The sequence below is a fragment of the Paraburkholderia sp. UCT70 genome, assembly GCF_050434085.1.
In the GTDB taxonomy this organism is placed as follows: Bacteria; Pseudomonadota; Gammaproteobacteria; order Burkholderiales; family Burkholderiaceae; genus Paraburkholderia; species Paraburkholderia tuberum.
Genome location: NZ_JBNPVZ010000002.1, coordinates 309,242 through 335,918, shown reverse-complemented (window position 1 = coordinate 335,918; position 26,677 = coordinate 309,242). Strand labels below are relative to the sequence as shown.

27 protein-coding genes are annotated in these 26,677 nt (G+C 63.5%); 5 read left to right on the top strand and 22 right to left on the bottom strand.

Going from position 1 to position 26,677, the window contains the following annotated elements:
* Window positions 1–102: 102 nt before the first annotated feature.
* Complete coding sequence (locus OKW41_RS03880; protein WP_429571636.1) at window positions 103–792, top strand: response regulator transcription factor; 690 nt, start codon at window positions 103–105, stop codon at window positions 790–792.
* Between the two features lie 28 nt (window positions 793–820).
* Here OKW41_RS03880 and OKW41_RS03875 read toward each other — a convergent pair whose 3' ends face one another.
* From OKW41_RS03875 to OKW41_RS03840, 8 genes are read right to left on the bottom strand one after another with little or no spacing between them, the layout of a single operon-like run.
* Window positions 821–1,564, bottom strand: coding sequence for an SDR family NAD(P)-dependent oxidoreductase (locus tag OKW41_RS03875; RefSeq protein WP_429571635.1), 744 nt, complete (start codon window positions 1,562–1,564; stop codon window positions 821–823).
* 22 nt (window positions 1,565–1,586) lie between these two features.
* A complete protein-coding gene (locus tag OKW41_RS03870) occupies window positions 1,587–2,729 on the bottom strand; it encodes an amidase (RefSeq protein ID WP_429571634.1) in 1,143 nt (380 codons plus the stop codon).
* A complete protein-coding gene (locus tag OKW41_RS03865; RefSeq protein ID WP_429571633.1) occupies window positions 2,726–3,256 on the bottom strand; it encodes a nuclear transport factor 2 family protein in 531 nt (176 codons plus the stop codon). The genes OKW41_RS03870 and OKW41_RS03865 overlap by 4 nt, the downstream gene beginning before the upstream one ends.
* A complete protein-coding gene (locus tag OKW41_RS03860; RefSeq protein WP_184073051.1) occupies window positions 3,249–3,626 on the bottom strand; it encodes a hypothetical protein in 378 nt (125 codons plus the stop codon). Before OKW41_RS03860 ends, OKW41_RS03865 begins: the two co-directional genes overlap by 8 nt.
* Before the next feature lie 35 nt (window positions 3,627–3,661).
* Window positions 3,662–3,925 (bottom strand): hypothetical protein, encoded by a 264-nt coding sequence (locus OKW41_RS03855; RefSeq protein WP_429573346.1) that lies wholly within the window; start codon window positions 3,923–3,925, stop codon window positions 3,662–3,664.
* A gap of 19 nt (window positions 3,926–3,944) precedes the next feature.
* A complete protein-coding gene (locus tag OKW41_RS03850; RefSeq protein ID WP_429571632.1) occupies window positions 3,945–4,319 on the bottom strand; it encodes a tautomerase family protein in 375 nt (124 codons plus the stop codon).
* Between the two features lie 9 nt (window positions 4,320–4,328).
* Window positions 4,329–4,829 (bottom strand): aromatic-ring-hydroxylating dioxygenase subunit beta, encoded by a 501-nt coding sequence (locus OKW41_RS03845; protein ID WP_429571631.1) that lies wholly within the window; start codon window positions 4,827–4,829, stop codon window positions 4,329–4,331.
* The gene (locus OKW41_RS03840) at window positions 4,826–6,109 is read right to left on the bottom strand and encodes an aromatic ring-hydroxylating oxygenase subunit alpha (protein ID WP_184037866.1); all 1,284 of its coding nucleotides are present in this window, start codon (window positions 6,107–6,109) and stop codon (window positions 4,826–4,828) included. Before OKW41_RS03840 ends, OKW41_RS03845 begins: the two co-directional genes overlap by 4 nt.
* Before the next feature lie 175 nt (window positions 6,110–6,284).
* Here OKW41_RS03840 and OKW41_RS03835 point away from each other — a divergent pair, with 175 nt between their 5' ends.
* The gene (locus OKW41_RS03835) at window positions 6,285–7,205 is read left to right on the top strand and encodes a LysR family transcriptional regulator (protein WP_429571630.1); all 921 of its coding nucleotides are present in this window, start codon (window positions 6,285–6,287) and stop codon (window positions 7,203–7,205) included.
* Window positions 7,206–7,220: 15 nt separating this feature from the next.
* On the opposite strand, the gene OKW41_RS03830 is transcribed toward OKW41_RS03835, so the two are convergent.
* From OKW41_RS03830 to OKW41_RS03775, 12 genes are all read right to left on the bottom strand, one after another.
* Window positions 7,221–8,189, bottom strand: coding sequence for a PDR/VanB family oxidoreductase (locus OKW41_RS03830; RefSeq protein ID WP_429571629.1), 969 nt, complete (start codon window positions 8,187–8,189; stop codon window positions 7,221–7,223).
* Window positions 8,190–8,311: 122 nt separating this feature from the next.
* Entirely contained in the window at window positions 8,312–9,616 is a 1,305-nt protein-coding gene (locus OKW41_RS03825) for an MFS transporter (protein WP_429571628.1), read from the bottom strand.
* A 69-nt stretch (window positions 9,617–9,685) separates the two neighbouring features.
* Window positions 9,686–10,462, bottom strand: a complete 777-nt coding sequence (locus tag OKW41_RS03820; protein ID WP_184004534.1) for an enoyl-CoA hydratase — start codon at window positions 10,460–10,462, stop codon at window positions 9,686–9,688.
* Window positions 10,459–11,667: a CaiB/BaiF CoA transferase family protein gene (locus OKW41_RS03815; RefSeq protein WP_429571627.1), complete on the bottom strand. Its 1,209-nt coding sequence runs from the start codon at window positions 11,665–11,667 to the stop codon at window positions 10,459–10,461. The genes OKW41_RS03820 and OKW41_RS03815 overlap by 4 nt, the downstream gene beginning before the upstream one ends.
* A 206-nt stretch (window positions 11,668–11,873) precedes the next feature.
* Entirely contained in the window at window positions 11,874–12,776 is a 903-nt protein-coding gene (locus OKW41_RS03810) for a LysR family transcriptional regulator (protein ID WP_429571626.1), read from the bottom strand.
* A gap of 137 nt (window positions 12,777–12,913) precedes the next feature.
* Window positions 12,914–14,221, bottom strand: a complete 1,308-nt coding sequence (locus OKW41_RS03805; protein WP_429444792.1) for an MFS transporter — start codon at window positions 14,219–14,221, stop codon at window positions 12,914–12,916.
* A 171-nt stretch (window positions 14,222–14,392) separates the two neighbouring features.
* The gene (locus OKW41_RS03800; protein WP_187612472.1) at window positions 14,393–15,313 is read right to left on the bottom strand and encodes a LysR family transcriptional regulator; all 921 of its coding nucleotides are present in this window, start codon (window positions 15,311–15,313) and stop codon (window positions 14,393–14,395) included.
* Between the two features lie 49 nt (window positions 15,314–15,362).
* On the bottom strand, window positions 15,363–16,067 hold the full coding sequence (locus OKW41_RS03795; RefSeq protein WP_429444790.1) for an EthD family reductase: 705 nt from the start codon (window positions 16,065–16,067) through the stop codon (window positions 15,363–15,365).
* 2 nt (window positions 16,068–16,069) lie between these two features.
* On the bottom strand, window positions 16,070–16,591 hold the full coding sequence (gene hpaC, locus OKW41_RS03790; RefSeq protein WP_429444788.1) for a 4-hydroxyphenylacetate 3-monooxygenase, reductase component: 522 nt from the start codon (window positions 16,589–16,591) through the stop codon (window positions 16,070–16,072).
* Window positions 16,592–16,611: 20 nt separating this feature from the next.
* Entirely contained in the window at window positions 16,612–17,829 is a 1,218-nt protein-coding gene (locus OKW41_RS03785) for an acyl-CoA dehydrogenase family protein (RefSeq protein ID WP_429571625.1), read from the bottom strand.
* Between the two features lie 35 nt (window positions 17,830–17,864).
* Window positions 17,865–19,220, bottom strand: coding sequence for an MFS transporter (locus OKW41_RS03780; RefSeq protein WP_429444784.1), 1,356 nt, complete (start codon window positions 19,218–19,220; stop codon window positions 17,865–17,867).
* Between the two features lie 321 nt (window positions 19,221–19,541).
* Complete coding sequence (locus OKW41_RS03775; protein ID WP_429444783.1) at window positions 19,542–19,718, bottom strand: hypothetical protein; 177 nt, start codon at window positions 19,716–19,718, stop codon at window positions 19,542–19,544.
* Between the two features lie 480 nt (window positions 19,719–20,198).
* Here OKW41_RS03775 and OKW41_RS03770 point away from each other — a divergent pair, with 480 nt between their 5' ends.
* Window positions 20,199–21,512, top strand: a complete 1,314-nt coding sequence (locus OKW41_RS03770) for an NAD(P)/FAD-dependent oxidoreductase (protein WP_429573345.1) — start codon at window positions 20,199–20,201, stop codon at window positions 21,510–21,512.
* A 31-nt stretch (window positions 21,513–21,543) separates the two neighbouring features.
* Window positions 21,544–21,948 (top strand): DUF3331 domain-containing protein, encoded by a 405-nt coding sequence (locus OKW41_RS03765; RefSeq protein ID WP_429571624.1) that lies wholly within the window; start codon window positions 21,544–21,546, stop codon window positions 21,946–21,948.
* 561 nt (window positions 21,949–22,509) lie between these two features.
* Here OKW41_RS03765 and OKW41_RS03760 read toward each other — a convergent pair.
* Window positions 22,510–22,692: a hypothetical protein gene (locus OKW41_RS03760; protein ID WP_429571623.1), complete on the bottom strand. Its 183-nt coding sequence runs from the start codon at window positions 22,690–22,692 to the stop codon at window positions 22,510–22,512.
* A 1,622-nt stretch (window positions 22,693–24,314) separates the two neighbouring features.
* On the bottom strand, window positions 24,315–24,935 hold the full coding sequence (locus tag OKW41_RS03755; RefSeq protein ID WP_429573344.1) for a TetR/AcrR family transcriptional regulator: 621 nt from the start codon (window positions 24,933–24,935) through the stop codon (window positions 24,315–24,317).
* A 190-nt stretch (window positions 24,936–25,125) separates the two neighbouring features.
* Between OKW41_RS03755 and OKW41_RS03750 the strand changes: the two genes are divergently transcribed.
* Window positions 25,126–26,634 (top strand): efflux transporter outer membrane subunit, encoded by a 1,509-nt coding sequence (locus OKW41_RS03750; RefSeq protein WP_429571622.1) that lies wholly within the window; start codon window positions 25,126–25,128, stop codon window positions 26,632–26,634.
* Window positions 26,635–26,677: the final 43 nt, after the last annotated feature.

Sequence of the window (26,677 nt, the reverse complement as noted above, 5' to 3'; positions counted from 1 at the left end):
GTTCGGTTGCCAGTCATCGCAAGATGAACCGGTAGTGTTAGCGAGGCTTTGCGGCCGCTTTTCGGCCGGCTATCATGAAAGCCCTCTGACGATCATTCCCGCGTGCCTTTTCCATGCACGCGTCTGCCCATTTCCAATGCCGCGAAGCGACCGCCCCCCGTCACCGATGCCGCCCCCATCGTCTATATCGTCGACGGCGACAGCGGCATGCGCACATCGCTCGCGTGGCTGCTCGAATCGGTCGGCATCCAGTCGCAGGGCTTCGTCAGCGCCGCGGATTTCCTGCGCGCCTTCGACATCAACGTGCCCGGCTGTCTCGTGCTGGACGTCCGCATGCCGGTGGTGAGCGGCTTCGACGTGCAGGAAGAACTGAACCGTCGCGGCGCAACCTTGCCGATCATTTTCGTCAGCGGCCACGGCGATATCCCGATGTCGGTGCGCGCTCTGCAACACGGCGCGATCGACTTCGTCGAGAAGCCGTACAACTCGCAGCAGATGCTCGAGCGCATTCAACGCGCGATGAAACTCGCGTCCCAGCGTCACGCGAAACACATGCGCCAACTCGAACTGCGTGAGCGGATCAACTCGCTCACGTCGCGCGAGAAGGAAGTGCTGCACGGTTTGATCGAGGGGAAGCCGAGCAAGGTCATCGCGGTGGATCTGTCGATCAGTGTGAAAACCGTGGACGTGCATCGCGCGAGCATCAAGGAAAAGCTCGGCGCTTCGTCGATTCCGACCCTCGTGCGCGGCGTGCTCGAAGTATGGAGCCCGTCGGACGAGCGGCCGGAATGACCCGGCCGCCTCGGCCCTTGCAGACGCATCAGCGCATGTACAGGCCTCCGTTGACGTCCCAGCACGCGCCATTGGCGAAATAAGCGTCACCGGAAGCGAGCATCACCGCGACATCGGCAACATACGACGCGGCCCCGAGCTTGCCGACCGGTATCGCTTCGATCACTTTTGCCAGCTTGCCCGCCGCCACGCTCTCGTGAACGAGCGGCAAATCGAGCGGCCCCGGCGAGATCGCGTTGACTGTCACACCGCGCGCGGCGAGATCGCGCGCGAAGACCTTGGTCAGCGTCAGCACGCCGCCCTTCGCGGCCGCATAGTGCGCGCCCGTTGCCGAGCCGCCATTCTGCCCCGCCAGCGACGCGACATTGACGATGCGGCCCACGCCGCGCTGCGCGAAGTACTGCCCGAATACCTGGCAGCCGAACAGCACGCTGCGCAGATTCACGTTGATGACCTGATCGAACTGCTCGGCGGTAATGTCCATCACGGGCACGACCTTCGAGGCGCCCGCATTGTTGACGAGCGCGTCCACGCCGCCCCAACGTTCGAGCAACGCGTCGCGCGCCGCCTCGAAGTCCACCTTGCGCGTGACGTCGAGCCGGATTGCGCAGGCGCTCGAGCCGTCGCTGCTGAGTTCATGCGCGAGCGCTTGCGCGGGTTCGATCGCGATATCGGCCAGCGCGACCCTGTAGCCTGCTTCGTGAAAACGACGCGCTACAACGGCGCCAAGTCCGCGCGCGGCGCCCGTCACGAGCACGATTCTGTTCGACATGTTGCTGACTCCTTGATTGCGTTCAGGCGGATTGCGCGAGGCGCGCATCGAGGTGCGCGGCGACCGCGCACACCGTTTCGTCGTCGTTCTTGCGACCGATGATTTGCAGGCCCGCCTTCAGCGTCGAGCGTTCGATCGGAACGGGCAGGCTCAGCGCTGGATGCCCGCTCAGGTTGAACGGCCGGATCAACGACGACATGCCGATCACCGACGTGCCTGCGCGTGCCGCTTCGAGCGTGATCGGCAATGCAGGCAGCGTCGGCAGCACGAGTACGTCGACCCGGTCGAGCGCGCGGTCCACTTCGTCAGTGAACGTGCGGCGCACGCGTTCCGCCGCGTCGAGATCGGCGGCGCTCGTGGCCGCGGCCGCGCGCAGGCGCGCTTCGATATCGGCGCCGAGCTTGCCGCTTGCCACCAGATGGCCAAATGCGCGCGATGTCTCCGCGTTGATCACCGCGAGGCCGGCCGTGAATGCGTCCTTCAGCGACGCGAGTTCGATCGCTTGCGTGGCGAGTTCGGACTTTCCGACAGCGTCGGCGATTGCTTTGGCGATGTCGTCATCCGCGTCGACTGCGACCATGCCAATGCGCAACTGCGAAACGTCTCGACACGCATCGTCAGCGCGAAACGAAGGATCGATCGCCGTCATCACGCGAATCAGCGTGTCCGTCTCGCGCGTAATCGGTCCAACGCAGTCGAGTGTCGTGACGCGCGGCGCCACGCCGTGCCGCGACACGCGGCCGAACGTCGGCTTCAGCCCGATAACGCCGCAGCATGCGGCGGGACCGCGCACCGAGCCACCGGTGTCGGTACCGAGCGCGGCGTCCACGAACTTCTGCCCGACCGCCGACGCGGACCCGCTCGACGATCCGCCCGGAATGCGTGCCGCGTCCTGCGGATTGACCGGCGTGCCGGAAAAGTCGTTGATGCCGGTCATGCCGAACGCGAGTTCGTGCATGTTGGTCTTGCCAGTGACGCGCCAGCCGGCGTCGAGCAAACGCCGCACGACTTCGGCGTGCTCCGATGCAAGCGGTGCGTCGGCAAGCGCGCGGCTTGCCGCGGTCGTCGCGTAGCCGGCGACGTCGATGCTGTCCTTGATCGCGATCGTCGGCGCGTCGGCGTTGTCCGTCGCGCTCAGATCGAATGTCTGCAGAAATGCGCTCATGCCGAAACTCCCTGGGCCGGGTTGACTTGCCACGGTGCATCGAAAAGACGCTCGGTACGGAAATGGCGGATCAGCCATGTCGCGCCCGCATCGTGAGTGGCGGGCACGAAGTCGATTTCGAGGCGCGCCGCGATCAGCTCCGCTTTCGCATCGACATAACCCGAAGCCTGCAACATGATCCAGCGACCCTTCGCCGTGTCGCCGTTCACCTCGATATGCTCCGCAGTCAGAAAGTGTACGTTGGTCGCGAAGTGCGGCGTGGGCGGCAGATAACGCTGCAGCATCGCGACGATCTGCGCCGGCCCTTCGAGACGCCCGAACTTGTTCGCGTACTGCGGGCCGATGCCTTCCCAGATCGCGTCTTCGGCGAACAGCGCGGCGAGCGCCTCGCCTTCGAGCGCGCGCATGGGCACATCGCACAGCGCCATATAGCGCGCGATCGTCTTACGCACCGCGTTCTGTGCTTCTAGCGCTTTGACGCGCGCGAGCAGCGCGTCGATAGCCGGATCGGTCATCGCGTCACGCATGGTTGGCGACCGCTGGCGGCACCGTCAGCGCACGGCCCACGCGCGCCTCGATCTTGCCGTAGCGCCACAGGTTGTAGTCACCGACCGGCGTCGTCCGATACAGATTGCACACGGCCACCGCGGTATCGAAGTCGGCGACGTCGGCCATGATGTAGAACGTCCACGGCGCGCCATCGGCGTTGCCGACCACGAGCCGATCGTCGTCCATCACGCCCAGCACGCGCACGTTTTCCATCGCTTCGATCGCGTTCAGCATCTTGCCGTACGCTTGCCACACTTCGCCGATCTGTTCGCGCGGCAAGTCGAAGAAGTTCTGCGAGACGCCGCAGCAGAACAGCACACGCAAAGGCAGGTTTCGGTTGTCGCTCATGGGACCATTCCTTGGTTCGATTGATTGAAGAGAGCTCACAGGTAGCCGGGAATCGCCTGCACGCCGACGAACACGGCGCCGGCTCCGTCGTAATTGCCTTCGCCGAGGAAGGCGTGTTGCGTGACGACCATCGCATCGCGCGCGAGACGTTGCAGCGGATGGTTGCGATAGATCGCCACCGTGCCGCCCAGCCGATACGCGCGGTTCACGACGTCGGCGCCTTCCCGCGCGATCTGCGTGAGCGCCGCGCGCGCGAGGCCGAGATTGACGACCGCCAGCACTTGCGCCTGCAGTCCCAAGCCTGAGCGCATCGCGAAGCTAGCGGCCCAGCGCCCGCGCAGTCTTGCCGCCGATGCCGAAGTCCGTGTTGGGAATGTCTTTGATCATCACGCGCGTGGAAGGCAGCGGCACGTCGAGGATCGCGGCGATCGTTTCGGATAGCTGGGCAATCAACGCGACTTTCTGCGCGTCGGTGCGACCCGCTATCAGGATTGCGATGATGACCGGCAACGCGGCAGGCGTGAGCTTGCCGGCAAGACCGGCGTTCGTTGCCGCCAGCTCCGATAGCAGAATGCGCACGGACTCCGCGGGCGCGGCGATTGCCTCGACGGTCGCATCGGTCAACCCTTGAATCAGCTTCGCCTTGCGTTCGTCCGCATGGCCTTGCGGCAAATACACTTCGAGTGTCGGCATGATGACCGGTCAGAGCAGGAAGCCGATCGCGCTCAGCGCATCGGTGGAATCGATCAGGCGGATCACTTTCTCGACGAGACGCGGCTCGCCGCTCGCCATGCTGATCTTGTGCGTCAGATCGGCCGCGAAGATCGTCGACGTGCCGCGCTTGTACGCGATGATGATCTGCGACGACTTCACTTCGACCACGTCCGCGCTATCGCTCGCGAGCGTGAAGCGCGACACCGTGCGCACCGTGCGCGCGGCATCCGACGCGGATGCCGAATAGCCGGACGTCATGCGCTGCACGCGCAGCTCGCGCATGTGCTGATCGTCGTACGCGTAGTTCAGCGTTGCCGCGTAATCGGTCGCCTTCGGATCGATCGGCACCACGTAGTGGCCCGCCGGGTCCCACAACTCGAGCCACTCGCGATAGTCGCGTCGATCGAGCAATTCGGCTTCGCGCCAGATGAACTCGATCGCGCGCGCAAAGGTCTGGTGGGAAAAGAGTGCGTTTCTGTCGTCCATCATGCCTGCTCCATCATTGCGCGCCATTGCTTGTAGGCTTCGCGCATGCCGGTTTCATCGGTTGCGTGGGCGGTTTTCTCGCCGTTCGCGGCGGTCGTTTCGCGATTCAGACCGCGATTGACGAGGATCGGTACGTCCGGTCCCGCATGCGAGCCGCGCTGCACGCGCTCCCACGCTTCGGCGTCGTCGGGACTGCCGAAGCCGAACGGGCCCTGGAAGTGCTCGTGAATGCGCAGGCGCACGCGGTTCGCTTCTTCAGGACCGCCGTCCATCGCGAGCGCGACGTGGCGAATCTCCGTTTCCTCGGCGGAAATCGGCCGCAGCACGCGGAAGAACGCCATCGACAGCGCGAGATTCGGGAACAGGTTCAGGTTGAAGCCGACGCCCATCAGCGAGCGCACGATGCGGCGCACTTCTTCCGGCGGGTGCTTTTGCGCGAGTTGCGCGGCGAGTTCGCTGAAGCGCTCGGGCAGCGGCGCGCCATCGTCGCGGTCCAGATCGACGATCTCGGGCATCAGCACCGCGAGGCTGTGACCGTTGCCGAGCGAGCGGCAGAACGCCTGGTCGCTCGTCATGAAGCTCGTGATCGCGGCGGCGGTCTCGTCGTCGATCGACTTCATCCACGACTTGTGCACGACCGGGAAGTGGTACAGATCCGTCGTGTTTTCGAGCTGGATCTTCCAGTTGCCCTTGAACTTGAACTTGTGCTCGCCGTTGGCCTTGATCGGATAGCCCGCGCCCTGCTTCATGAACAGGTCGATCCACGGCTTCGCGCCGCCGAGGAAGTCTTCGAGCGGTTCGATCGTTTCGTTGAAGCTCGCGAAAATGAGGCCCTGATAGACGCCCACGCGCAGCTTCTTCAGCGGCAGATCGCCCTTTTCGCAGACGCCTTCGTAACCGTCGCCGTACGGCAGAGCGCGCAGCGTGCCGTCGAGCGCATAAGACCAGCTGTGATACGGGCACGTGAAGCCCTTCGCATTGCCCTTGTGCTCTTCGCACACGGTCGCGCCGCGATGCCGGCAGCGGTTTTGCAGCACGTTGACCGCGCCGCTCTTGTCGCGCACAACGATCACCGGCTGCCGGCCGATCGTCGTCGTGATGAAATCGCCAGGCTTCGGCAGCTCGCTGTCATGCGCGACCCAGATCCACGTCTTGTAGAAAATGCGCTCCAGTTCGACTTCGAACAGCTCGGGATCGTAGTACAGGGAAGGCGCGATGCGATCGGCCTCGGCGCGCCTGGCTAAAGCGCTGGTGTCGATGGTTTGATAGGTCGGCGTACTCATCGTATGCGGGGAACAGTTGCGTGGTTGGAATGAAGACGCACATCGACGCGACGAGTCGCGTGCAACACATCAGCGCATCCTCTCGTTGACATCAGTCTCGCTTTGCGACGATCATGCGTCAAATCGATTAAAAACAGGTTGCCGAATAAGTTCGGCTGATATCACAAGAGACCCCATGACCTCCATCGACCACGTCGATCTCAATCTGCTGAGGGTGTTTCAGGCGATCGTCGAGGAGCGCAGCCTGACGAAAGCGGGCGAACGCCTCGCGCTGTCGCAGCCCGCGGTCAGCTACTCGCTCGGCCGTCTGCGCACGATGTTCGACGATCCGCTCTTTATCCGCACGCGCGCGGGTATGCAGCCGACCCCCGTCGCGCTCGAGCTCGCGGAAATCGTCGGCCACGCGCTCGATACCGTGCGTCAGGCGCTGCGTTACGCGGAACGTTTCGATCCGGCGTGGAGCACGCGCACGTTTCGTCTGTCGCTATCGGATGCGGGCGAAATGGCCTATCTGCCCGCGCTGTGCGCGGCGCTGCAGAAGTCCGCGCCGCGCGTGAAGCTGGTCGTCGAGCCATTGCCGGTGGAGGAGATCGAAGAGGCGCTGCGCTCGAGCCGGTTGGACTTCGCGATCGGCAATCTGCCGTCGCTGCTGCCGCGCACGCGGCATAGCCTGCTGTTCGAGGAATCGTATGTGTGCATGACGCGCAAGCGCCGCGACCTGCCGAGCGGTGACACGCTGAAGCTCGACCGGTTTCTGGCCGCGTCGCACATCCAGGTGCGCTCGCTCGAACATAGCCACCATGCGCTCGACGACGCGCTGCGTGCGCAAGGCGTCGGCCGCAACATCGCGTTCGCGTTGCCGCACTTCGTCGCGGTGTCTGGCGTGCTGGCCGCGACGGATCTGTTCGCGACGCTGCCCGAACGGCTCGCGCATATCCTCAACCGCGGCGACGCGTTCCGGATCTATGCACTGCCCGTGCCGCTGCCGAAGGCCGCCGTGACGATGCACTGGCACGAGCACTTCCACGAAGACGAAGGCATCGCGTGGATGCGTGGCCTCATCACCGAGATCCTCGCGGGATTCGAGAAAATGTGATTGCGCGCAGGTGAATCAGAGGTCGAGCACGAGCACGGGGGTTCGCGAGCGCGACACGCAGCAGCAGATCACGCTATTGCTTGCGCGCTCGGCCTTGCTCAGGCAGTGATCGCGATGCTCGGGCTCGCCGCTGACCACATCGGCCATGCAGGTACCGCACACGCCTTCGCCGCATGACGTGTCCACTTCGATACCGATCGACGCGAGCGCGTCGACGATCGACGTGTTCGCATCGACTCGCACGGTCTGACCGCTGCTCGCCAATTGCACGTCGAAGCTATCGAGCGATGCTTCGGCCACGGGAGCCGGCTCCGCCTTGAAACGTTCTAGATGAATCGCTTCCGCGGGCAAGCGTTGCTGAGCGCTCGCTACGACAAAATCCATGAACGGCGAGGGACCGCACGTGTAGACATGCGCGTTCGCGCCGGCATCGAGCAGGCACGCATCGAGCGCGGGTTTCAGCTCCTCGGGCTGCACGCCGAAATGCAGCTTCACGTGCCGTGCGAACGGCTCGCGCGTGAGCAGCGTCATGAAGGCCGCGTGCGCCTCGCTGCGGGCGAAATAGTGCAGCGTGAAACGCGCGTGCCGCGCGGCGAGCCGATAAGCCATCGACAGCAACGGCGTAATGCCGATGCCCGCGCCGATCAGGATGTGCTCGTCCGCGCTTTCTTCGAGATGAAAAAGGTTGCGCGGCGCGCCGACCGACAGTTCGGTGCCGACGCTCACCTCTTCATGAAGCGAGCGCGAGCCGCCGCGCGATTGCTCCTCCTTCTTCACCGCGAAAATCTGCGACTCGATACACTCCGGGTCGCCGCACAACGAGTATTGCCGCGTGACGCCCGAAGGACTCGTGACGTCGATATGGGCGCCGGGTTCGTAGCGCTCGAACGGCAGCCCGTCGAGCCGCGAAATGCTGAACGAGCGGACGCCGTGCGCTTCTTCGCACAAAGCATCGACGCGGACTTTCAGGGTTGAAGCTTGCATGATTGCCTTCCGATGTGTTCCTTGGGGGGGACGATATGCCGAGATTAGCGCCCCGCATCGGATAAGCAAAATAGATTGAAAAACCGTGCTTACATCAATGCGATTTATTTTATGCTGAAGTGTCAAGCGCCCGACAGCGCGTCCTCCTTGCGTTGCGATTCGCTGCGCGGCTGCGTCGCGTCATTCGAAAACGGTATGTTCGGCTTCATGAAGAAGCTCAGCACGATGCCGAAGAGCATCACGCCGATCGACAGTACGAACGTCAGATCCCAGCTGTGCAACCGGTCGGCGACCAACCCGGCGATGACTGGGCTCACGATCGCCGCAGTGAAGCCGGTGCCGCTCATGATGCCGCTGGCCGTGCCGGAGCGATCGTAGGCGACGTCCATCGGAATCGCCCACATCGGGCCGACGTTCATTTCGTTGAAGAACATCGCCGCGGCAAGGAAGATCAGCGAAATCATCGGATCGTGCAGCAGCACGACGGGAACCAGCGACAGCGCGGTCAACGCCATACACGAGGCCACCAGATAGCTGCGCGCAAGCTTGACGTTGCCGGTCTTGCGCAACAGGCGGTCGCTCACTATGCCGCCGACGAGATCGCCGATCACGCCCGCCACGAATACGCCCGAGGTGAACACCACGGCCTTCCTGATGTTCAGGTGGAACGAATGCATGAAGTACAGCGGCATCCAGTCGAGCATCAGCCACAGGATCCAGTTGTAGCAGAAGTACACCGCCGAGATCGGTGCCATGCGTTTATACAGGCGCATCCACGTGCCGCGCGGATCGATCGGACGCGTCCTGGGAGGCGGCAGTTTATCCAGTTCGGCGCGCGTGATGCGCGGGTGATCGACGGGACGCTCCGTGTAGGTCAGATACCAGAGGACCAGCCAGACGGCGCTCATTGCACCGAGCAGATAGAACGAAAAGCGCCAGTTGAACGCGGTCATCAGCGTGAGGACCAGCATCGGTGCGATGGCGTTGCCCAGCCGCGCGGACGAGTGCGTGATGCCCTGTGCCATGCCGCGCTTGTCACGGGCGATCCACGAGGCCATCGCGCTGGTCGAGGCCGGAAACGTCGCGCCTTCGCCGAGACCCAGCAGCAGGCGCGCCGCGATCAGCGAAGCGAAACCGCCCGCCATGCCGGTCAGCGCGGTCGCCACGGCCCAGATTGCCGCACATGCAAGCAGCGTGCGGCGCGCGCCGAAGCGGTCGCTGACCCATCCGCCGACAAACTGGAAGATCACGTACGGATACGCGAATGCCGAAAAAATGATGCCGAGCTGCGTATTGCTGAGGCCGAGCTCGCTCTTGAACTGCCCCGCTGCCGTACTGACGTTGACGCGATCCACATAGGTGATGAAATACATCAGGCACAACATCACCAGCACGGTGGTGGTGGCCTTCAGCGACAGGCGTTTCATGTGTCGTCCTCCAGATGCGGTTTATTTTTTGTGGTGAAGCCACGCGATTGCGCGTGCGATCCGGGACGCTCAGCCTTTCGGCGTTCCCGAGCCGAAGGCCGCGACGGCGTCGCGGAACCGCTGGCTGCCGTACACCTGCTCGACGAGATCCTCGTCTGCGAGGCTTTGATCGATCACGATGCGCCGCAAGCTCTCCTTGACCGCATGCTGCGTCACGGGCGATAGCGCAACGAGCCGCTCGGCGAGCGCGCACGCCGCGTTGCCGACCTGTTCCTTCGCCGTGACGTCATACACATAGCCGCACGCGTGCGCTTCGGCGGCGCTGAGGAAATCGGAGAGCAGCAGCATCTTCTTCACGCGCGGCACGCCGAATGCCGCCACGAGCCTCGCGAGATTGCGTGACGACAGCGTGTTCGATAACGTCTTTGCGATCGGCGCGCCGAAGCGCGAGCCCTCCGCACAGATGCGGAAGTCACACGCGGTAGCGATGGCGAGTCCGCCACCCACGGCCCAACCGTCGATCGCGGCGACGGTGGGCACCGCAATGCGTTCGACCGCGTCGATCACCTGTTCGACGAGCGCTTCGTATTCGACGCCCTGCGAGCCTGCCGTAAAGTCGCGGAAGTAGTCGATGTCGGTGCCCGAGATAAAGGACTTGCCGCCCGCGCCGCGTAGAACGATACAACCTACGGTTTCGTCCGCGCGGCATTGGTCGATCAATGCCAGCAAGGTCTCGTACATCGGAATCGACATCGCGTTGTGCCGCTCGGGGCGGTCGATCACGATCTGCGCGACCGACTCCGTCAGACGTTCGAGCCTGACTTTCTCACTCGTCGCTTCGCTCATTTCGCGGCCCCGTTGATCTCTGCGTAAAGCTCGTCGTTGTGCTCGCCCAGCCGCGGCGGATGGCGTCGCACGCGCTGCGGCGTACCGAGCATCTTGACCGGAAAGCCGATGTTCTTGACCTTGCCTTCAACCGGATGGTCGATCTCCATGCACATGCGGCGATACTGCGCATGTTCGCTGCTGAAGGCTTGCGGATACGACAGGATCGGTCCGGCGGGAATGCCCGCGGCCAGCATCGTCTCGATCCATGCCTCGCAGTCGCGCTGGCCGAACGACTTCTCGAGCGATTCGATCAGCGCTTCGCGGTTCTTCAGGCGCAGGGAAACGGTCTCGAACTCGGGATTCGTCAGCAGATCGGTCCGCTCCAGCAGTTCGCAAAGACGTGACCACAGCTTCTGGTTGGTTGCGCCCATCACGAAGTAACCGTCGCGCGCCTTCACGGCCTGATACGGCGCGCTCATCTTGTTGCTTGTGCCAAGCGGCGTCGGCTCGACACCCGTTCCCCAGTAATCCGACATGTCCCAGATCGAGAAGGCCATCGCCGAATCGAACAGAGACGCGTCGATGTGTTGCCCCTGCCCGGTCTTCTGCGCGCCGATATAAGCGGAAAGCACGCCGTACACGGCGAACAGCGCACAGCCGATGTCCGCCACCGGCACGCCGGCCTTCACGGGCTTGCCGCCTTTGTAGCCCGTCACGCTCATGACGCCGGACATGGCCTGCGCCATCAGGTCGAAGCTGGGGCGCTGCGACCACGGGCCGCTCTGACCGAAGCCCGAAATGCTCGCGTAGACGATCTTCGGGTTGATTTCACGGATCGTCTCGTAATCGATCCGGAGCCGCTGAACCACGCCGGGCCGATAGTTCTCGACGATCACGTCGGCGGTCTTGGCCAGCTTGCAGAAGAACTCGCGCCCTTCGTCGGTCTTCAGGTCCAGCGCGACCGAGCGCTTGTTGCGGTTCATGTTCAGAAAGCCCATGCTGTCCGGGCCTTTCATCTTGAAGCCCATGGCGCCGCGCGTCTGGTCGCCTTCGAGGGGTTCGACCTTGATGACGTCCGCGCCGAGATCGGCGAGCATCATGCAGGCGAACGGGCCGGCCATCACCTGGCTGACGTCGAGCACACGGATGCCCTGCAGCGGCAACGGCCGGTTGTCCGTATCCGCGTCGTCGCTGGATGGTGTTTGTGCGTGGCTTTGCTTCATGTCGTCTCCTGTTTTTCCTGCCGGGCCGCTGTCGCGCGAAGCGCGTCGCGCGGCCGGCCGTTGCAGCACCGTGTTGGCGTGCGTCAACTGTCGCGCACGCGAGGGTGCCGCCGCAAGAATGCGACGGTCATACCTGGTTTCGCAAAAGACGAAGGGGGTGCTTTGCAGTCGAGGGCGTCGAGCGCAGGAACTGCTGCGCCCGCGCTTCAGCGGCCTGCCACGCGCCGTCCGGCCGTGAGCGCGGCTTCGACGTTGCGCAGCGTCTGCGCCTGCGCATGTCCTTCCACACAAGACAGTACGTAGCTACGTTGATGCCAGTCACCCGCGAGCTCGACGACGCCGAGGCCGTCCTCGGGATGGAAGCTGCGCAGCACGTCGGGCGGCATCAGACCCACGCCGAGCCCGTGCCGCACGACGGCGAGCATCGTGTCGAAACCATTGACCAGATAGTCGCAATCGAAGCGGCGGCCGCGGCTGTGAAACGCGCGCTGCACGGCGGCAAGGATTGCCGATCCCTTGCCGAGGCTGACGAGCGGAAGCTCGAGCAAGGCGTCGAGCGTGATCGGCTGCGGATCAAGATGGAAATGTGCGCGGCTATAAACGAGCACCAGCCGGTCCTCGCGATAGCGCATTTGCGGCAGATCGAGAAAGCCGCTCTTCTTTTCGTAGATGCCGATGTCGATCATCTTGTCGCGCAACATCTGCTGCACGATGCGGCTGTTCTCTTCGACGATCTTCAGCGAGATGCCCGGATAAGCATTCCGGATCGCGGCGATATCCGCGGCGAGAAACTCGATGATCACGGCTTTCGGCGCGCCGATCACGATGCGTCCGTCGAACCCGCTCACGAGTGCCTGCGCCTCGCTCGCGAGCCGGTCCACCAGCGTGTCGACCTGCTGCAGATAGCCGAGCAGCCTGCCACCCGACTCGGTCATTTCCACGCCGTGCGGTACGCGCCTGAAGAGCTTCGTGCCGAGTTGCTCCTCGAGATCCGACACGCGCCGCGACGCCGCCGCCACCGCGAGCCCCAGCCGGTTTGCCGCCCGCGAGATGCTGCCCTCTTCGACCATCGCGACGACGAGACGAACGGTGGTGGTGTCGACTTTCATGCGCTGACATGAGGAGCGGGTCTTGGGGGAGTGCCATGTTACCGCACTCCTTTACCTCGGACTGCGCGGGCCAAAGCGAAGCCTTCGCGCGATACACGTCACCGGCGCGAAGGCTTGCACGCCAGGCAGGCGAAGCATTACGGCTGACGCGTTTCGTGCGTGAACTTCAGCGTCACGACTGTGATGAGACCGAGCACGATGAGGAACACGGCAACCGGCCAGTAGGCCTGGTAGTGCGCGAGCAGCGCGGTCGCGATCAGCGGCGACAGGCCGCCCGCGAAGATCGACGCGACTTCGTGACCGAGCGCCACGCCGGAATAGCGGACTTCGGTGCTGAACAGTTCGCCGACAAGCGCGGGCAGCGTGCCGATCATCGCGCCGTGGCAGACCGCCGTGCCGAGCAAAAGCGCGAGCCAGATCAGCGGCGTGGACTGCGTGTTGAGCAGCCAGAAGAACGGAAACGCCATCACCGCGAGCGACACCGCGCCGATCATATACACCGGCTTGCGCCCGATGCGGTCCGACAGCTTGCCCCACGCGAGCATCGCGCCCATTTCGACGACCATCGCGAGCATCACGCCGGTCAGCATCACCGAATTCGAAATGCCCACGAACTTGCCGTACACGAGCGAGAACGCGAGAAAGATATAGGCGCCCCCGTTTTCCGCGACCCGCAGACCCATCGCCATCAGGATCTCTTTCGGGTGACGCTTGATCGCTTCGAGCACCGGCATATGCGCGGTCTTGCCGGCTTTCTCAGCGTTCTCGAAGTCGCGGCTCTCCGGCAGGTTGTGACGGATGTACACGCCGAGCGCGAAAATCACGATGCTCGCGAGAAACGGCAGACGCCATCCCCATGACATGAACTGATCGTGCGGCAGCGCTTGCGCCGCGAGGAACGCGCCCGCCGACAGCACGAAGCCGCCGCCCACGCCGAGCTGACTCCACGCCGCGAAATAGCCGCGTTTTTCGGGCGGAGCGTTCTCGCTGATCATCAGCACGCCGCCGCCCCATTCGCCACCTGATGCGATGCCTTGCAGCAAGCGCAAGCCCGCGAGCGCCGCGGGGGCGGCCAGACCGACGTGCTCATAGGTCGGCAACAGCCCGATGCCGAAAGTCGCAAAGCCCATGATCAGTAGCGTCCAGACGAGCGACGCGCGGCGTCCATAGCGGTCGCCGATATGCCCGAACACGATGCCGCCCAGCGGACGCGCGACGAAGCCGATCGCGAACGCGGCAAACGCCCCGATCGTGCCGATCAACGGGTCCGCGTGCGCGGGAAAGAACAGTTGCCCGAGCACGAGCGCAGCCGCGGTGCCGTACACGAAAAAGTCGTACCACTCCATCGCGTTGCCGGCCACCGACGCAATGATGATTTTCCTGAGTGCGCGATCCGACTCTGCCGTGGCGCGCCCGGCCGTGATCGGGGATTGAACGGAGGACATGTCTGCTCGCATCTGAAGTGGGGGGATGGCGGCCTTTCAGAAAAGGCTTCGCACGATACGCAGTGTCGAGGCGACAGATAGTGGCGTCAAATTAGCCGAAAAGCAGGGCGGGTATCAGTGCAGCTAATATGCCCGTCGTGCCCGGGCACCCGCGGGCAAGCTCACGGGCGCTCAGCGTGCCGGCTGATGAAACATCGTATGGATGGTCTCGCGCAGCCACGCGATGCCGGGGTCCGCCGCGAACTGCGAGTGGGAGTGCACCTGGATTTCGATCGGCGGCAGCGGAAACGGCAGCGGCAGAATCCGGAACGCCTTGCCGCGGTTGAAGCGCTTCGCGATGCTTTTCGGAAAGATCACGGCAAGATCGGTATTCATCACGATCTCGGGCGCGACGACGAAATGCGGCAGCCGCAGCACGACCTCGCGCTTCAGGTTCAGCTCGTCGAGCCATTGCTCGACCATCCGATGCCCGGTCGCATTGGTGCTCGCGTACACGTAGCGTAGCGCGGTCAGATCTTCGCGGCTCGGCCTCGTCTTGCGCAGCGGATGACCGGCGCGCACCACGCACACGTGCTCGTCGACGAACAGCGTCCGGCTCACGCAGCCCGCGTCGAGACCCGGCACATAGCCGAGCGCGAGATCGACTTCGCCGGCGCGCATCGCCGCGCTGACCGACTCGACCGGCACATTGGCAACCTCGATGCGGATGCCGCGCGCTTCGCGATCGAGCAGCGCGGCGAGCGGGGGCAAGAAGTAGAACTCCGACATGTCCGACATCGACACGCGAAACACCCGTCGCGCGGTCGACGGCTCGAACTTCGCCAGCTGCTGCACGGCTTCGTTGATGATCGCGAACGCTTGCGCGAGCGGCGGATAGAGGCGGTACGCGGCATCGGTGGGGACCATGCCGTTGGGCGTGCGCGAAAACAGCGGGTCTTCGAACAGAGTGCGCAGACGACGCAGCGCATGACTGACCGCCGGTTGCGTGAGACCGAGCCGATCGCCGGCCGCCGTCAGACTGCGCAGGTCCCAGATCGCGAGGAACACGCGCAGAAGATTCAGATCGGCGATGCCGGGATTCAGCTTGTTCATGCGCAGCTCTCGCAAACTAAGGCACGTCGCTGGCAGCGCGACGCGCCGGTCAATATGCGGCGAGGTTACCGTAGATGCTGCGCATTGCAAAATGCGGCGTTGCCCCGCTGTACGGCGGCAGCGCGTGGAAGTCGCGGCGCATCGCATCGCGCACCGGCGACGCGAGCGCATCGGTGAGCGCGCTCGCATCGTCGAACACGACCTTGTTGCGTTGCAGCGCGCTCGCGCGCGCAAACGGCAAACCGCTGCGGCTGTCGATGCGCGTGTAGATCTCCATTTCGCGCAGCGCCGGCAATCGCAGCATCAACGGCGGATGATGCGCCAGATAGTGCGTAAGCCACGCGTTGAAGTCTTGCGCGACGCCTTCGTATGCGACCAGATAGGTGCAGCGTTGCGCGTTGTCTTCGACCGACGCAGCCTGCGGTGGCGCGAACATGCGCACGGCCATCACCTGCTGCGAGAAGCTTTGCGGGCTGAATTCGGCGCGCATGGCCGAATGCAACGCGTGCGCGATCGCGCCGTCAGGTTCGAGCGCGGCTTCGAGCGGCTCGAGTTCGTCGAAGTACCACTGCAGCGCGCACGACGGCGCATCCGCCGCCGGCGCGATACGCGCATCGACCTGTCCCGCGATCGGCTCGTGCACGATCAGCTTGCGCAGCCCCGCGACTTGCGTGGCGGCCCGCAGCAGCGCGGGCGGGTCCGTGAGCGATTGCCGCGCGTCGCTCGCGCCGATCAGAAAGAGACAGACCTGCATTGTCATGCCTCCTCGCAAGCCGCGACACCGGCACGCGCAAGCCGATGGAACTGCCTGCCGAAGTAGACGAGGCCATCGCCGTCATCGGCCGTGGCGATCCGCTCGATCCGCACGAACATCACCGAGTGCGAGCCCACCGTCTTGCTGTCGACGATCTGTCCTTCGAGGCTCGCGAGCGCGTCGCAAAGCACCGGAGCGCCGAGCGCTCCCGGCTGCCACGCGCATTGATCGAAACGCGCGTCCATCGAGCAACCCGTCATGCCGGCGAACACGCGCGCGAGGTCCTGGCAGTGCGCGCCAAGGATGTTGATGCACAGGTTCGCGTTTTCGTGCATCACGTCATGCACATAGCTCGATTGATTGATGCACACCAGCATGGTCGGTGGCATATCGGTCACCGAACAGACCGCGCTCGCGGTGATGCCGCAGCGCCCGCGCGGACCATCGGTCGTGATGATGTTGACGGCCGCGCCGAGGCAAGCCATCGCGTCGCGGAAGTGCGTGCGCGTTTCGTCGTGCGTCATGACAGTCGCTCCTACGTCGCTCAGGGATAGGGCGTGACCGGCGGTATGCCGACGAACAGCGCGCCCGACGCGTCGTAGGTGCCCTCGCCGAGAAACGCGTGCTGCGTGACGACGATCGAATCGCGCACCATCCGCTGCATGCGGCTCTCGCGATAGATCGCGCCGATGCCAGCCATCTTGTACGCCTGCATGACCACCTCGGCGCACGTATGCGCGGCATGCGTCGCGGAGAGCCGCAGCAGATTGGCCTCGCTGGGCGATACGGCGTCGCCCGCCATGACCGTGCGCCACGAAGTTTGCGCCGACTCGAAGAAGAACGCGCGCGCGCTGCGCAGATTCGCTTCGGCCTGCGCGAGACCCGAGCGATAGTACGCGCGGTCGGCAAGACGCGGCGCGCCGGTCGTCGTTCTGGTTACGCCGGACATACCGGCCAGCAGGTCGAGCGCCGCGCGCGCGAGCCCGAGGTTCACAGCCGCATGCACCTGTGCCTGATATGCGACGGCGGGGTAGCGGTAGAGCGGCTCGTCGATCAGCGGCGCACCGCCGCGCACGAAGGTCCATTGCTCGTCGACGAACTTGTTTTTCAGGCGCAGATCGTGGCTCCCGGTGCCTTGCATGCCGACCACGTTCCAGTTGTCGACGATCTCGACTTCGCTCGCCGGAAACACGGCCGTGAACGGCTTGCCCGCGTTCGTGTCGCCGACCTTGCCCGGCGCGCCACCGATGCCGACGCCGATCCAGTCCGCGCCCTTGCAGCCGCTCGCGAAACGCCATTGACCCGACACGACGTAGCCGCCGGGCGCACGCTCGGCCGGTTGCAGGGGATACAGACCGCCCGCGAAAACCTGGTCTGGACCGGACGCGTAGATGCGGGCCTGAGTCTCGACCGGCAGCGACGCAAGATACGTGTTCGCGGAGCCAAAGGCCGCGACCCATGCGGTCGAACCATCGGCGATCGCGATGCGTTCGAGCATCGCCAGAAAGTGTGGCGGCGGCAGCGCGTCGCCGCCGAAGCGTTTCGGCGTGCTCGCGCGGAAGATGCCCGCGCGCTTCATCTTCAGGATCATGTCGCGCGGGACGTGTGAAACCGCATCGAACTCGTCGCGGCGACGCTCGACTTCGGTGATCAGGTCATCGAGCGACAGCGGGCCCGAGTATTCAGGGTAGTCCTCCTGCGTGTCGATGATGGGTGCGTCGGCGGTGCAAGCGCGGGCGCTGGCGGTATGAACGGCGTGCATGCGCGTTACCTCTTGATTCAGTGATGTGAACGATGTCAGTCGGTTTCCTGATGCGCTTCGATGCGCATCGCTTTCGGATAGGTCTCCCGGGCGAGCAGCGTCGCGATCACGGTGATCAGGCCGAGCACGCCGAGATACAGAGCGACCGGCGTCGCGCTGCGATAGTGCGCGAGCAGCGCCGTGGCGATCATCGGCGACAGGCCGCCGCCGAGCACCGAGGAGATTTCGCGCCCGATGCCAAGCCCCGAGAAGCGCAGATGTACCGGCAACAGTTCGCTGATGAACGCGGGCTGCGCGCCTTCGAGGATGCCGAGGGTGAGGCTGTTCGCCAGCACAAGGGCCGTGATCACTTTCCAGTATTCGCCGGAGCCGAGCAGCGCAAAGTACGGCCACGCGACGAGCACCATCGCGATCGCGCCGGCGAGATACACGGGCTTGCGTCCGACCTTGTCGGTCAGGTAGCCGAAGAACAGCGAAAACGGAATCATCAGCAGCATCGAAAGAGTCAGGCCGCCGAGCATCCAGCTCGATTTGATGCCGAGGAACTGGCCATACGCGATCGAGAACGCGAAGAAGATGTACGACGCACCGCCTTCGCCGAAGCGCAAACCGAAGATCGTCAGCACTTCGCGAGGACATTGCCGCAACACTTCGATCACCGGCATGCGGGTATCGCGACGCGTTGCCTTCGCTCGAGCGAACGCGGCGCTTTCGCCGACCGAGCGGCGCATCCACAAGCCCAGTGCGACGAGTGCGGCGCTGCAGAGGAACGGAATGCGCCAGCCCCAGCTCAGGAAATCGGCAGACGACAGGTTCTGCACCAGCAGGAACGCACCGGTCGACAGCACGAAGCCGAGCGCCGCGCCGCACGGGCTCCATGCGGCGAGCGCGCCCCGCTTCGATTGCGGCGCGTTCTCATGGATCAGCAGGATGCTGCCGCTCCATTCGCCGCCCGCGGCGAGCCCCTGCACGATGCGCAGACACACGAGCAGCGCCGGCGCGGCGAGGCCGATCTGCTGGTAGGTGGGCAGCACGCCCATCAACATAGTCGCCGTGCCCATCGCGAACAGCGTCAGCATCGTCACGAGCTTGCGCCCGTAGCGGTCACCGAGATGTCCGCACAGCACACCGCCGATCGGCCGCGCGATGAAGCCGACCGTGAAACCGCCGAACGCGGCGATGGTGCCGGTGAGCGGATCGCTGCCGACGGGGAAGAACAGCTTGCCGAATACCAGCGCGGCGGCCGTTCCATACAGGAAGAAGTCATACCATTCGAGGATTTGACCCAGCACGGCGGTCGTGACCGCACGTCGTACGCCGCTCGTCGCGGCGGCGGATCGGCGTGATGCGAGCGGCGCGCTCAGATCGGAATTCACGGCGTCAGAGTTCATGGCTCAGGGAGAACGAAGATTGAGGTTCCCGCATGACGATGGCTCTACGCAGCGGGGCGAATCACATCCGGACGACATGGCTGCACGATATGAGCGGCGATAAACGCGGTCAAATTCGGGCCAAAAATGGTCGATATGAATGGCGTGCATGGGCGACGCCCGGACCGAGCGACGCGCGAATGGTGAGGAGTTCCAGGATGTGGCGCTACGGTGAGGGTTTACGGGAGCGGTGGGCGGGATGCGCGACGGCTCACGCGGTGTGCGTCGGAACGGCGATGGGGATGAGGTGCGTCGAAGCGCGCAGCACGTGCTTCGCTGGCTTCAGCGTTGCGGTGAACGATTGCGTTTCGGACCTGCGAGCGCGGAGCGCGTCGGTGTCCAGTGCGCGAAATGCACGCTGGAATGCAGGGTTAAAAGTTGAAGCGAGCCTGTTGAGGTGAGGTTTTCCAGGATGGTGAGGATTTCCAGGAGTCGAGAGAACGACGCTTTGTGCGCCATGGTGAGGAGTTCCAGGAGGTCGACCCCGCATTCGAGACCTCGCGCTCGCGGCAATTGCTCAATCCGGGTAGAACGGAAGCCTTTGGCTCCCGAAAAACCTCACCTGGGGCGATCGCCCACGTTGCTTACGGCGCCTCTCAGTTATCAGTTGTAGAGCGTGGCCTTTGACACGCCTGCCGCGCCGCAATCTCGGACATCGACGCCTGCTCGAACCCCAATTCGCTGATTACCTCAAATGCGGCGTGAACGATCACCTGCCGCCTTTCTTCTGTTTTCACCCTCATCTTCAATGCGCTCCTCCTCCGGTCTGCACGACCGATCAACGACATGGCCGACCGCGGCGACGCCCGTGACCGGCCTTCGACTTTCAATGTTTTGATCTTACCATATCTGAACCGTACAGTTCATTTAACTTGACGCGGACGTCTTAGATAACTATACTGTGCAGTATTGAAAAAGCGAGCAAGGGAGCAGGGAATCATGCAAGAGAGATATTTGACAACGCGCCAGACCACCCGGATCGTCATCGTCGGCGGCGGCATCGCTGGACTTCTGCTCGCGACCAGGCTGGGCAACACGCTTGGCCGCAGCGGCCGCGGTCAGGTCACGTTGATCGACAAAAGTGCAACCCATATCTGGAAGCCCATGCTGCACACCATCGCGGCAGGCACTCGCGATGTCCAGCAACAGCAGGTCATCTATCTCGCCCACGCCCGCGACCACGGCTTCAACTATCAGCCGGGCGAAATGGAAGGCCTGGACCGCAATGCGCGTATCGTGAAGCTGGCTGCGCTGCGTTCGCCGTCGGGGGAGGTCGTGATCGGGCCGCGCACGATCGAATACGATGTGCTGATTCTTGCGTTAGGCAGTCGCGCCAACGACTTCGGCACACCAGGCGTACGTGATCATTGCCATTTCATTGACAGCCAGGCACAGGCTGAAGTTTTCAACGAAGCATTGCGAATCCGTATATTCCAGAGCGTTGTGACGAATAGCCCGTTGCGCGTGTCTATCGTCGGCGCCGGAGCGACCGGCGTCGAACTGGCAGCGGAATTGAGCCGCTTACTCGAAGTGGCGTCGAGTTACGGCGACCCCGGCATCCGCTCACGTCTGAAGCTCACCCTTTATGAAAGCGCACCGCGCGTACTGGCGGCATTTCCGCCGGCGGTGTCGGAGTCCAGCGAGGCACAGTTACGGCATATCGGTTTCACGGTCCGAACGGGCACGCGAGTGACCGCCGCCGAACCCGATGGACTCCGGTTGGCCGACGGCAGCAAGCAACCGGCGGATTTGATGGTATGGGCGGCGGGCGTCAAGGCCCCTGATTTTCTAGGCAAACTGGATGGGATCGAGAGCAATCGTTCCAATCAGATCACCGTCAGGCCAACCCTGCAGGCACAGGACGACGACACACTATTCGCCCTCGGCGACTGCTCGACGTTGACGCTCGCCGGCAACGAACGTCCTCTCGCACCCACGGCGCAAGTCGCCACGCAACAGGCACAACACCTCGCGAAGCACTTGCCGGACTGGCTCGGCGGGGGATCATTGCCCGACTTTGCATTTCACGACTTCGGCGCGCTCGTGTCGCTGAGCGACTACAACGCTTTTGGGACGCTCGGGCAGTTCGGATTCTTCCGCGGCGGGTTTATCAAGGGCCGATTCGCGCAGCTCAGTCACGCCATGCTGTATCGACAGCATCAGCAGGCTTTGCACGGTTTCGGCAAGGCCATGATGCTGTGGACTGCCGAGCGGATTAACGGCTTGGTGCAGCCGAAGATACGGCTGAGCTGAACGCCACCTGGCTTTTGACAGGAGTACTGCCATGGATCAATGCGTGACGGTCGACACTGCATGGCAGCGCACAGTGGGCCAACTCGATTGGGGATGTGCGCAACAATTGGCGGCTCGGGTCAGGCATATAGTCGATTCGCGTGGATCGAGCAGTCTGCCGGTCAAGAATGGCGACGTTGCGATCGCGCTGCTCGATCGACCTGGTCCACGAACAGCCACCGTATCGTGGACCGACCCTCGTTGTTGCAGGTACGGCGAGCAGCTTTGGCGCCGTGAAACAGCGAAACGATCGGGTATATGCGCTTTGAGCGGACAAGGCATCGCCGCAGGCGATGTAATCTACCGCCCCACAAAGCTCGAACCGCCTCCCGCAAACGCGGCTGCCATGATGCTCGCAACATTAGTCGAGCTCGCCGTTAGCGATCCATCTTGTTGATTTTCGCGGGCGTTTTTCGCTGTTGATCCTTCCCGGATCAACACTGCGCGACAGCGCAGTTGCTGCCCGCGACCGATCAGTCAACTTGTATCCTCGAGCCACATACAGGACGTCGCCGATGCGCGCGAACGTCGCTTAACAGGTGTGCGAGGGACGTTTGCAAATCTTGCGCGACTCGACGTGTTTAGTTTGTAGGTTGAGGGTGTCGAACGGAGCTTGTGCTGGCCGGCGCGCTACATATCCAGCTAGCCTGTCGAGATCGTCTGGTCAAATCCGCCCCCATGCGAAAGTGATTGTCACGATCTCCGAATCGCGCCGTTATAGACGCGTGGGCAAATGGTCACGAAGGCGAAACCGGCAATGGATCGTGCAAAAAAGTTGCCAATCCGATGTCGGTCAAGGGTCCGGGCACAGCGAAAGTGTTGAACCCCAGCATGGGCCGCGTTCGGCGCTTGATCCGCGTCAAGGGGGAATGGCGGTAACTCCACCAGCCAACAGAACCGTCATAAATGCCCCATTGGGCGAGTGATCGAGTGGCCTTCGTCGTTGCGCGCAGAGGGCTCAGTGCGTCAGGACGGGCGTGTGCGCGGCGAGGCGCTCGACCTCGAGTAGCGCCTGGCCCAGCACATCGATAGCCCCATTCGTGGTGGAGGCCGTAGCAGCGCTGCGCAACGCGTGCTGAACGATGTCGTGAATGACGTCCGTGTTCGATGAACCGATCTGGAACGTGAGTTGGTGTGCCATAAGTATTCCTGCGTAAATAGCGAAGTGTGTGTCAGATGGATGCAGTATAAGCAAAGCGCGCCGCCATTCGACGCGCGTAATTATGAGTTGCAAGATCTTCAATATACGGGTTTGTGCGAACCGCGAATCGCTGGCATCAGAACAACAAGCGGAAGGTATTCCAATATTCACGTAGCGGTCTTGGCAACGAACTTCGATTGAAGCGTGCACGCTCGACGGCTGATCCCGCTTGCGTAACGCCCGGCTGGATAGCGTCGAAGCAAATGTGCTGCGTGTCATTCAGATGGTCCGCACGGCCCCTGCCTCCGGACACACTAAAGAACTGCGCACCGCTCCAGGGCAATCGGCTAAAACCTTGCAGCGACGGCAACTATCCGTTGCCCCGGAGATGCTTGTAAGCCGACGGTAAGTGACTAGACTGGCAACGAACTGGCAAACAGCACTCATGCCTCGCCAGACCGTTGTTCCCCAAACACCGCGTCTCCTGCATCCGACGCTCGATATGGAGTCTGATCATGCCAAAGTCGAAGACCTTCATCCCCGTCCCTGTTGTCGCGTCGATCTTGTCCTTCTCGACCGCCGCATTCGCTAGCAGCAGCGGTCCCCAAACCTATGAGCAAGCGGCTGTGCAACCGGTTCAGCGTCAAACGGTCGGCTACCATGACCGCACGAGCGCGACTACACATCATGCAATGGACTTTCAGGCGGTGTTAGCCCGCGTGGAAGCCCAGCGGCAAGCGTTCAACAGCTGCGGCGGGGTGACTAGTTCGTCCGCTCCCCTCCCGTCAGACAACGTAGCGTCGGGTAGCCCCGTCGACTTCAGTACCGCAACAGCGTCCTGGCGTTACAAGGCAACCTTGGCCGCGCGTTGATACGGCCCGCGGCTGCTAATCGCATCAAAATCAAGACAACCAACGGTAGAGAATTGAAATGAAATAGACCTTCCTTGTACTGTTCGCCTTCCTTACCAGCACATCCGTGCTTGCGCAAAGCAATCTGCCGCAGCAATTGCCGTCGCAGCAGCCAGCGTCCGCCGGGCAACCGTCCACGAAGCAGCTTTCACAAGGTGGGCCGCAGCTTCCGCAACCTCCGCAGCTTCCGACACAAGCGTCGGCGCAAGTCCCGACCCAGCTTCCGAAATAACCCCATATGGCTACGCAACCCGCGCAGCCATACCTGGGGAGACCGGCGAATGTCGCGGCTACTGGGATCCTGTTCGTAGCCGTAGGCGCATGCGATGCATGACGGCGATTGCCGGCGATTCGTTCATGACGTCCGCAGATCGCTGGCCGCGAGACCGTGGTTGGTTCAGCAATGGACTGCTCTCAACCCTTCCTCAGCAATTCCTCAGCAATTCGATAAGGCGCGGCGTCTTCGCCGGCTGCCTGCGGGTTTCGGCGAGAGCATCGACCGCGATCGGCGTGCGTGCCATCCGGGCATGATCCGGAGTAGCCGTCCACGGGCCATTCATCGTGACGATTGGCTCCGGAACAGGCTGATACCCATGTCAGGCGTTGCAAACGGCGGATTTCGCCGACGCTGGGCAGGGTGAACCGTTCACCTGGCGACACGATGGCGGTTCGCTTGCCGTCTCCCAAGTTCGCGACCGTTCAGGCACCTGCCTATGCGGCATCAGTCCCGCCCGTCGGCCCATATGCGGCCAGAAATACGTCGACCGCTCTTTGAACGACTTTGGCGATGTTGCGGGAACTGGTATCCGCCGGCACCCCCAGCAGGCAGAGTTCCAGCAACTCCGCTTCATACAGCCCGCGCAGATGCGCTGTGGCGATGGCTGCGTTACAGCGGCGCAGCTTCCCGGCGTCAATCAATTGCTGCAGGAAGTCCGTCACCGTTTGCCAGCCGGGCTTCGGCCCGCGCTCATAGAACATAGCGCCGACGTTCGACCGGCCACCTTCGAGATGCGCGAGACGGCGCACCGCGAGCAGTTGCGGTGTCAGCAGCGCAACCAGACAGTGCTTGCCGAAGCTCACCAGTGCGTCGCGAACCGGCACGGTGGTCTTCAGTTGCGCGCGTGCAGCTTCTGTTCCCTGTAGCGCGGCGACGCCCATGAACTCGGTGAACATCTCGTCCTTCGACTTGAAGTAGTTGTAGAGCGTGGCCTTTGACACGCCTGCCCGCGCCGCAATCTCCGACATCGACGCAAGCTCGAACCCCAATTCACTGAACACCTCAAACGCGGCGTCAACGATCACCTGCCGCTTTGCTTCTGTTTTTACCCTCATCTTTGATGCGCTCCTCCGGTCTGCACGACCGATCAATGACATGGCCGGCGGCACGCCCGTGGCCGGCCTTCGACCTTCAACGTTGCAATTTTACCATACCTGAACCGTACAGTTTATTTGTTGTTGGACATCTTCGATCGCGATAACTAGACTGTGCAGTATTGTAAACGGAGCGAGGGAGCAGGGGATCATGCAAGAGAGCACCGAGGTTGGGATGCAGCACAAACCAGTGAGGCTGGCCGTCGCGTTCGCCTTCGCCATCGTGGCGAGCGCCTGCGCGCAACTGCCTGACATGCCGCAAAAGCCGGTAACGAAGGACATCAGCAGGTACGAGACGGCAGAAAGTCTCGGTGCGGGCTCCGGCAAGCAGGCCGGCACCGCGTCCGCGTGGCCCACCGACCAGTGGTGGCTCGGCTATCGCGATCCGCAACTGAACGGCCTGATTTCAGAGGCGCTCAAGGATGAGCCGACGCTGGCGGCTGCCGAGGCGCGGCTGCATAACGCCGAGGCGTCGGCGCAGGTGGCGGGCGCGGCGCTGCTGCCCGAAGTCAGCGCGCAGGGCTCGGTCGAAAAGAAGAAGCAGAGCTACAACAACGGTATTCCCTCGGATTTCGTTCCCCACGGATGGCGCCCCTACGGCAGCGCCGAGCTCGACTTCAGCTACGAAATCGACTTCTGGGGCAAGAATCGCGCTTCGCTAGCCGCCGCCACGTCGGAACTCGAAGCGGCGCGCGCCGATGCGGCGCAGGCCCGCATGGTTCTCTCCGCGTCGATCGCCGCAGCGTATGCCGACCTCGCGCGTCTGTTCGCCGAGCGCGATAGTGCGCAGGCGGCACTGCAGGTGCGCACGCAATCCGCGCAGCTGTTCCGGGAGCGTTTCGCGAACGGGCTCGAAACGCAGGCCGGCGTGAAGCAGGCTGAATCGAAGCAGCAAAGCGCGCAGGCCGACCTGCTCGCGCTGGACGAATCGATTGCACTCGAGCGCAACCAGATCGCCGCATTGATGGGAGCTGGTCCCGACCGCGGCTTGCGTATCGAGCGTCCGGCCGTCGACCTGACCCAGCCTGCCGGCATGCCCGCCAACCTTGGACTCGGCCTGCTTGGCCGTCGCCCGGACGTGGTCGTTGCACGCCTGCGCGTAGAGGCGGCGGCGAAGCGGATCGACGTCGCGCGAGCCGGGTTTTACCCGGACATCACGCTCGGCGCGTCGATCGGCTTCCAGTCGCTTGGCCTGAACATGCTGACGAACGCGGCTTCGCTGGCCGGCAACTTCGGGCCGGCGATCACGCTGCCCATCTTCAACGGCGGACGTTTGCGCGGCGAACTGCGGGGCAAGCGGGCGACCTACGACGAGGCGGTCGCGAACTACGACGAAACGCTGACCAAGGCGCTGCACGACGTCGCTGACGTTGCCGCAAGCAAACGCGCGCTGGCGGATCGGCTGCAAGCGACACAAGCCGCCTACGACGACGCCGCCCAGGCGCACCAGGTCGCGCTCGATCGCTATCGCGCCGGCCTTGCCGGTTACCTCGAAGTGCTGAACGCCGCCGACACGATGACTTCCGCGCAGCGCCAGCTCGCCGATATCCAGTCGCGCACCTTCTCGCTCGATGTCGCGCTCGTGCGCGCACTCGGCGGCGGCTTTCAGGCCAGCACGCCGGCCGCGACCGACGCAACCCATCCCAACAAGCAAAGCTGATTTCAAGGACTCCGATCATGTCTGAAACCCAATTCGTCAAAAC

Bases quoted from the DNA above. Each gene is read 5' to 3' on its own strand.
- OKW41_RS03830 (WP_429571629.1), bottom strand. From the start codon at position 8,189: ATGCAAGCTTCAACCCTGAAAGTCCGCGTCGATGCTTTGTGCGAAGAA.
- OKW41_RS03825 (WP_429571628.1), bottom strand. From the start codon at position 9,616: ATGAAACGCCTGTCGCTGAAGGCCACCACCACCGTGCTGGTGATGTTG.
- OKW41_RS03795 (WP_429444790.1), bottom strand. From the start codon at position 16,067: ATGCAGGTCTGTCTCTTTCTGATCGGCGCGAGCGACGCGCGGCAATCG.
- OKW41_RS03875 (WP_429571635.1), bottom strand. From the start codon at position 1,564: ATGTCGAACAGAATCGTGCTCGTGACGGGCGCCGCGCGCGGACTTGGC.
- OKW41_RS03840 (WP_184037866.1), bottom strand. From the start codon at position 6,109: ATGAGTACGCCGACCTATCAAACCATCGACACCAGCGCTTTAGCCAGG.
- OKW41_RS03770 (WP_429573345.1), top strand. From the start codon at position 20,199: ATGCAAGAGAGATATTTGACAACGCGCCAGACCACCCGGATCGTCATC.
- OKW41_RS03785 (WP_429571625.1), bottom strand. From the start codon at position 17,829: ATGCACGCCGTTCATACCGCCAGCGCCCGCGCTTGCACCGCCGACGCA.
- OKW41_RS03845 (WP_429571631.1), bottom strand. From the start codon at position 4,829: ATGATGGACGACAGAAACGCACTCTTTTCCCACCAGACCTTTGCGCGC.
- OKW41_RS03820 (WP_184004534.1), bottom strand. From the start codon at position 10,462: ATGAGCGAAGCGACGAGTGAGAAAGTCAGGCTCGAACGTCTGACGGAG.
- OKW41_RS03810 (WP_429571626.1), bottom strand. From the start codon at position 12,776: ATGAAAGTCGACACCACCACCGTTCGTCTCGTCGTCGCGATGGTCGAA.
- OKW41_RS03865 (WP_429571633.1), bottom strand. From the start codon at position 3,256: ATGCGTGACGCGATGACCGATCCGGCTATCGACGCGCTGCTCGCGCGC.
- OKW41_RS03765 (WP_429571624.1), top strand. From the start codon at position 21,544: ATGGATCAATGCGTGACGGTCGACACTGCATGGCAGCGCACAGTGGGC.
- OKW41_RS03760 (WP_429571623.1), bottom strand. From the start codon at position 22,692: ATGGCACACCAACTCACGTTCCAGATCGGTTCATCGAACACGGACGTC.
- OKW41_RS03750 (WP_429571622.1), top strand. From the start codon at position 25,126: ATGCAAGAGAGCACCGAGGTTGGGATGCAGCACAAACCAGTGAGGCTG.
- OKW41_RS03780 (WP_429444784.1), bottom strand. From the start codon at position 19,220: ATGAACTCTGACGCCGTGAATTCCGATCTGAGCGCGCCGCTCGCATCA.
- OKW41_RS03870 (WP_429571634.1), bottom strand. From the start codon at position 2,729: ATGAGCGCATTTCTGCAGACATTCGATCTGAGCGCGACGGACAACGCC.
- OKW41_RS03860 (WP_184073051.1), bottom strand. From the start codon at position 3,626: ATGAGCGACAACCGAAACCTGCCTTTGCGTGTGCTGTTCTGCTGCGGC.
- OKW41_RS03800 (WP_187612472.1), bottom strand. From the start codon at position 15,313: ATGAACAAGCTGAATCCCGGCATCGCCGATCTGAATCTTCTGCGCGTG.
- hpaC (WP_429444788.1), bottom strand. From the start codon at position 16,591: ATGACGCACGACGAAACGCGCACGCACTTCCGCGACGCGATGGCTTGC.
- OKW41_RS03755 (WP_429573344.1), bottom strand. From the start codon at position 24,935: ATGAGGGTAAAAACAGAAGCAAAGCGGCAGGTGATCGTTGACGCCGCG.
- OKW41_RS03835 (WP_429571630.1), top strand. From the start codon at position 6,285: ATGACCTCCATCGACCACGTCGATCTCAATCTGCTGAGGGTGTTTCAG.
- OKW41_RS03850 (WP_429571632.1), bottom strand. From the start codon at position 4,319: ATGCCGACACTCGAAGTGTATTTGCCGCAAGGCCATGCGGACGAACGC.
- OKW41_RS03815 (WP_429571627.1), bottom strand. From the start codon at position 11,667: ATGAAGCAAAGCCACGCACAAACACCATCCAGCGACGACGCGGATACG.
- OKW41_RS03805 (WP_429444792.1), bottom strand. From the start codon at position 14,221: ATGTCCTCCGTTCAATCCCCGATCACGGCCGGGCGCGCCACGGCAGAG.
- OKW41_RS03775 (WP_429444783.1), bottom strand. From the start codon at position 19,718: ATGGCGCACAAAGCGTCGTTCTCTCGACTCCTGGAAATCCTCACCATC.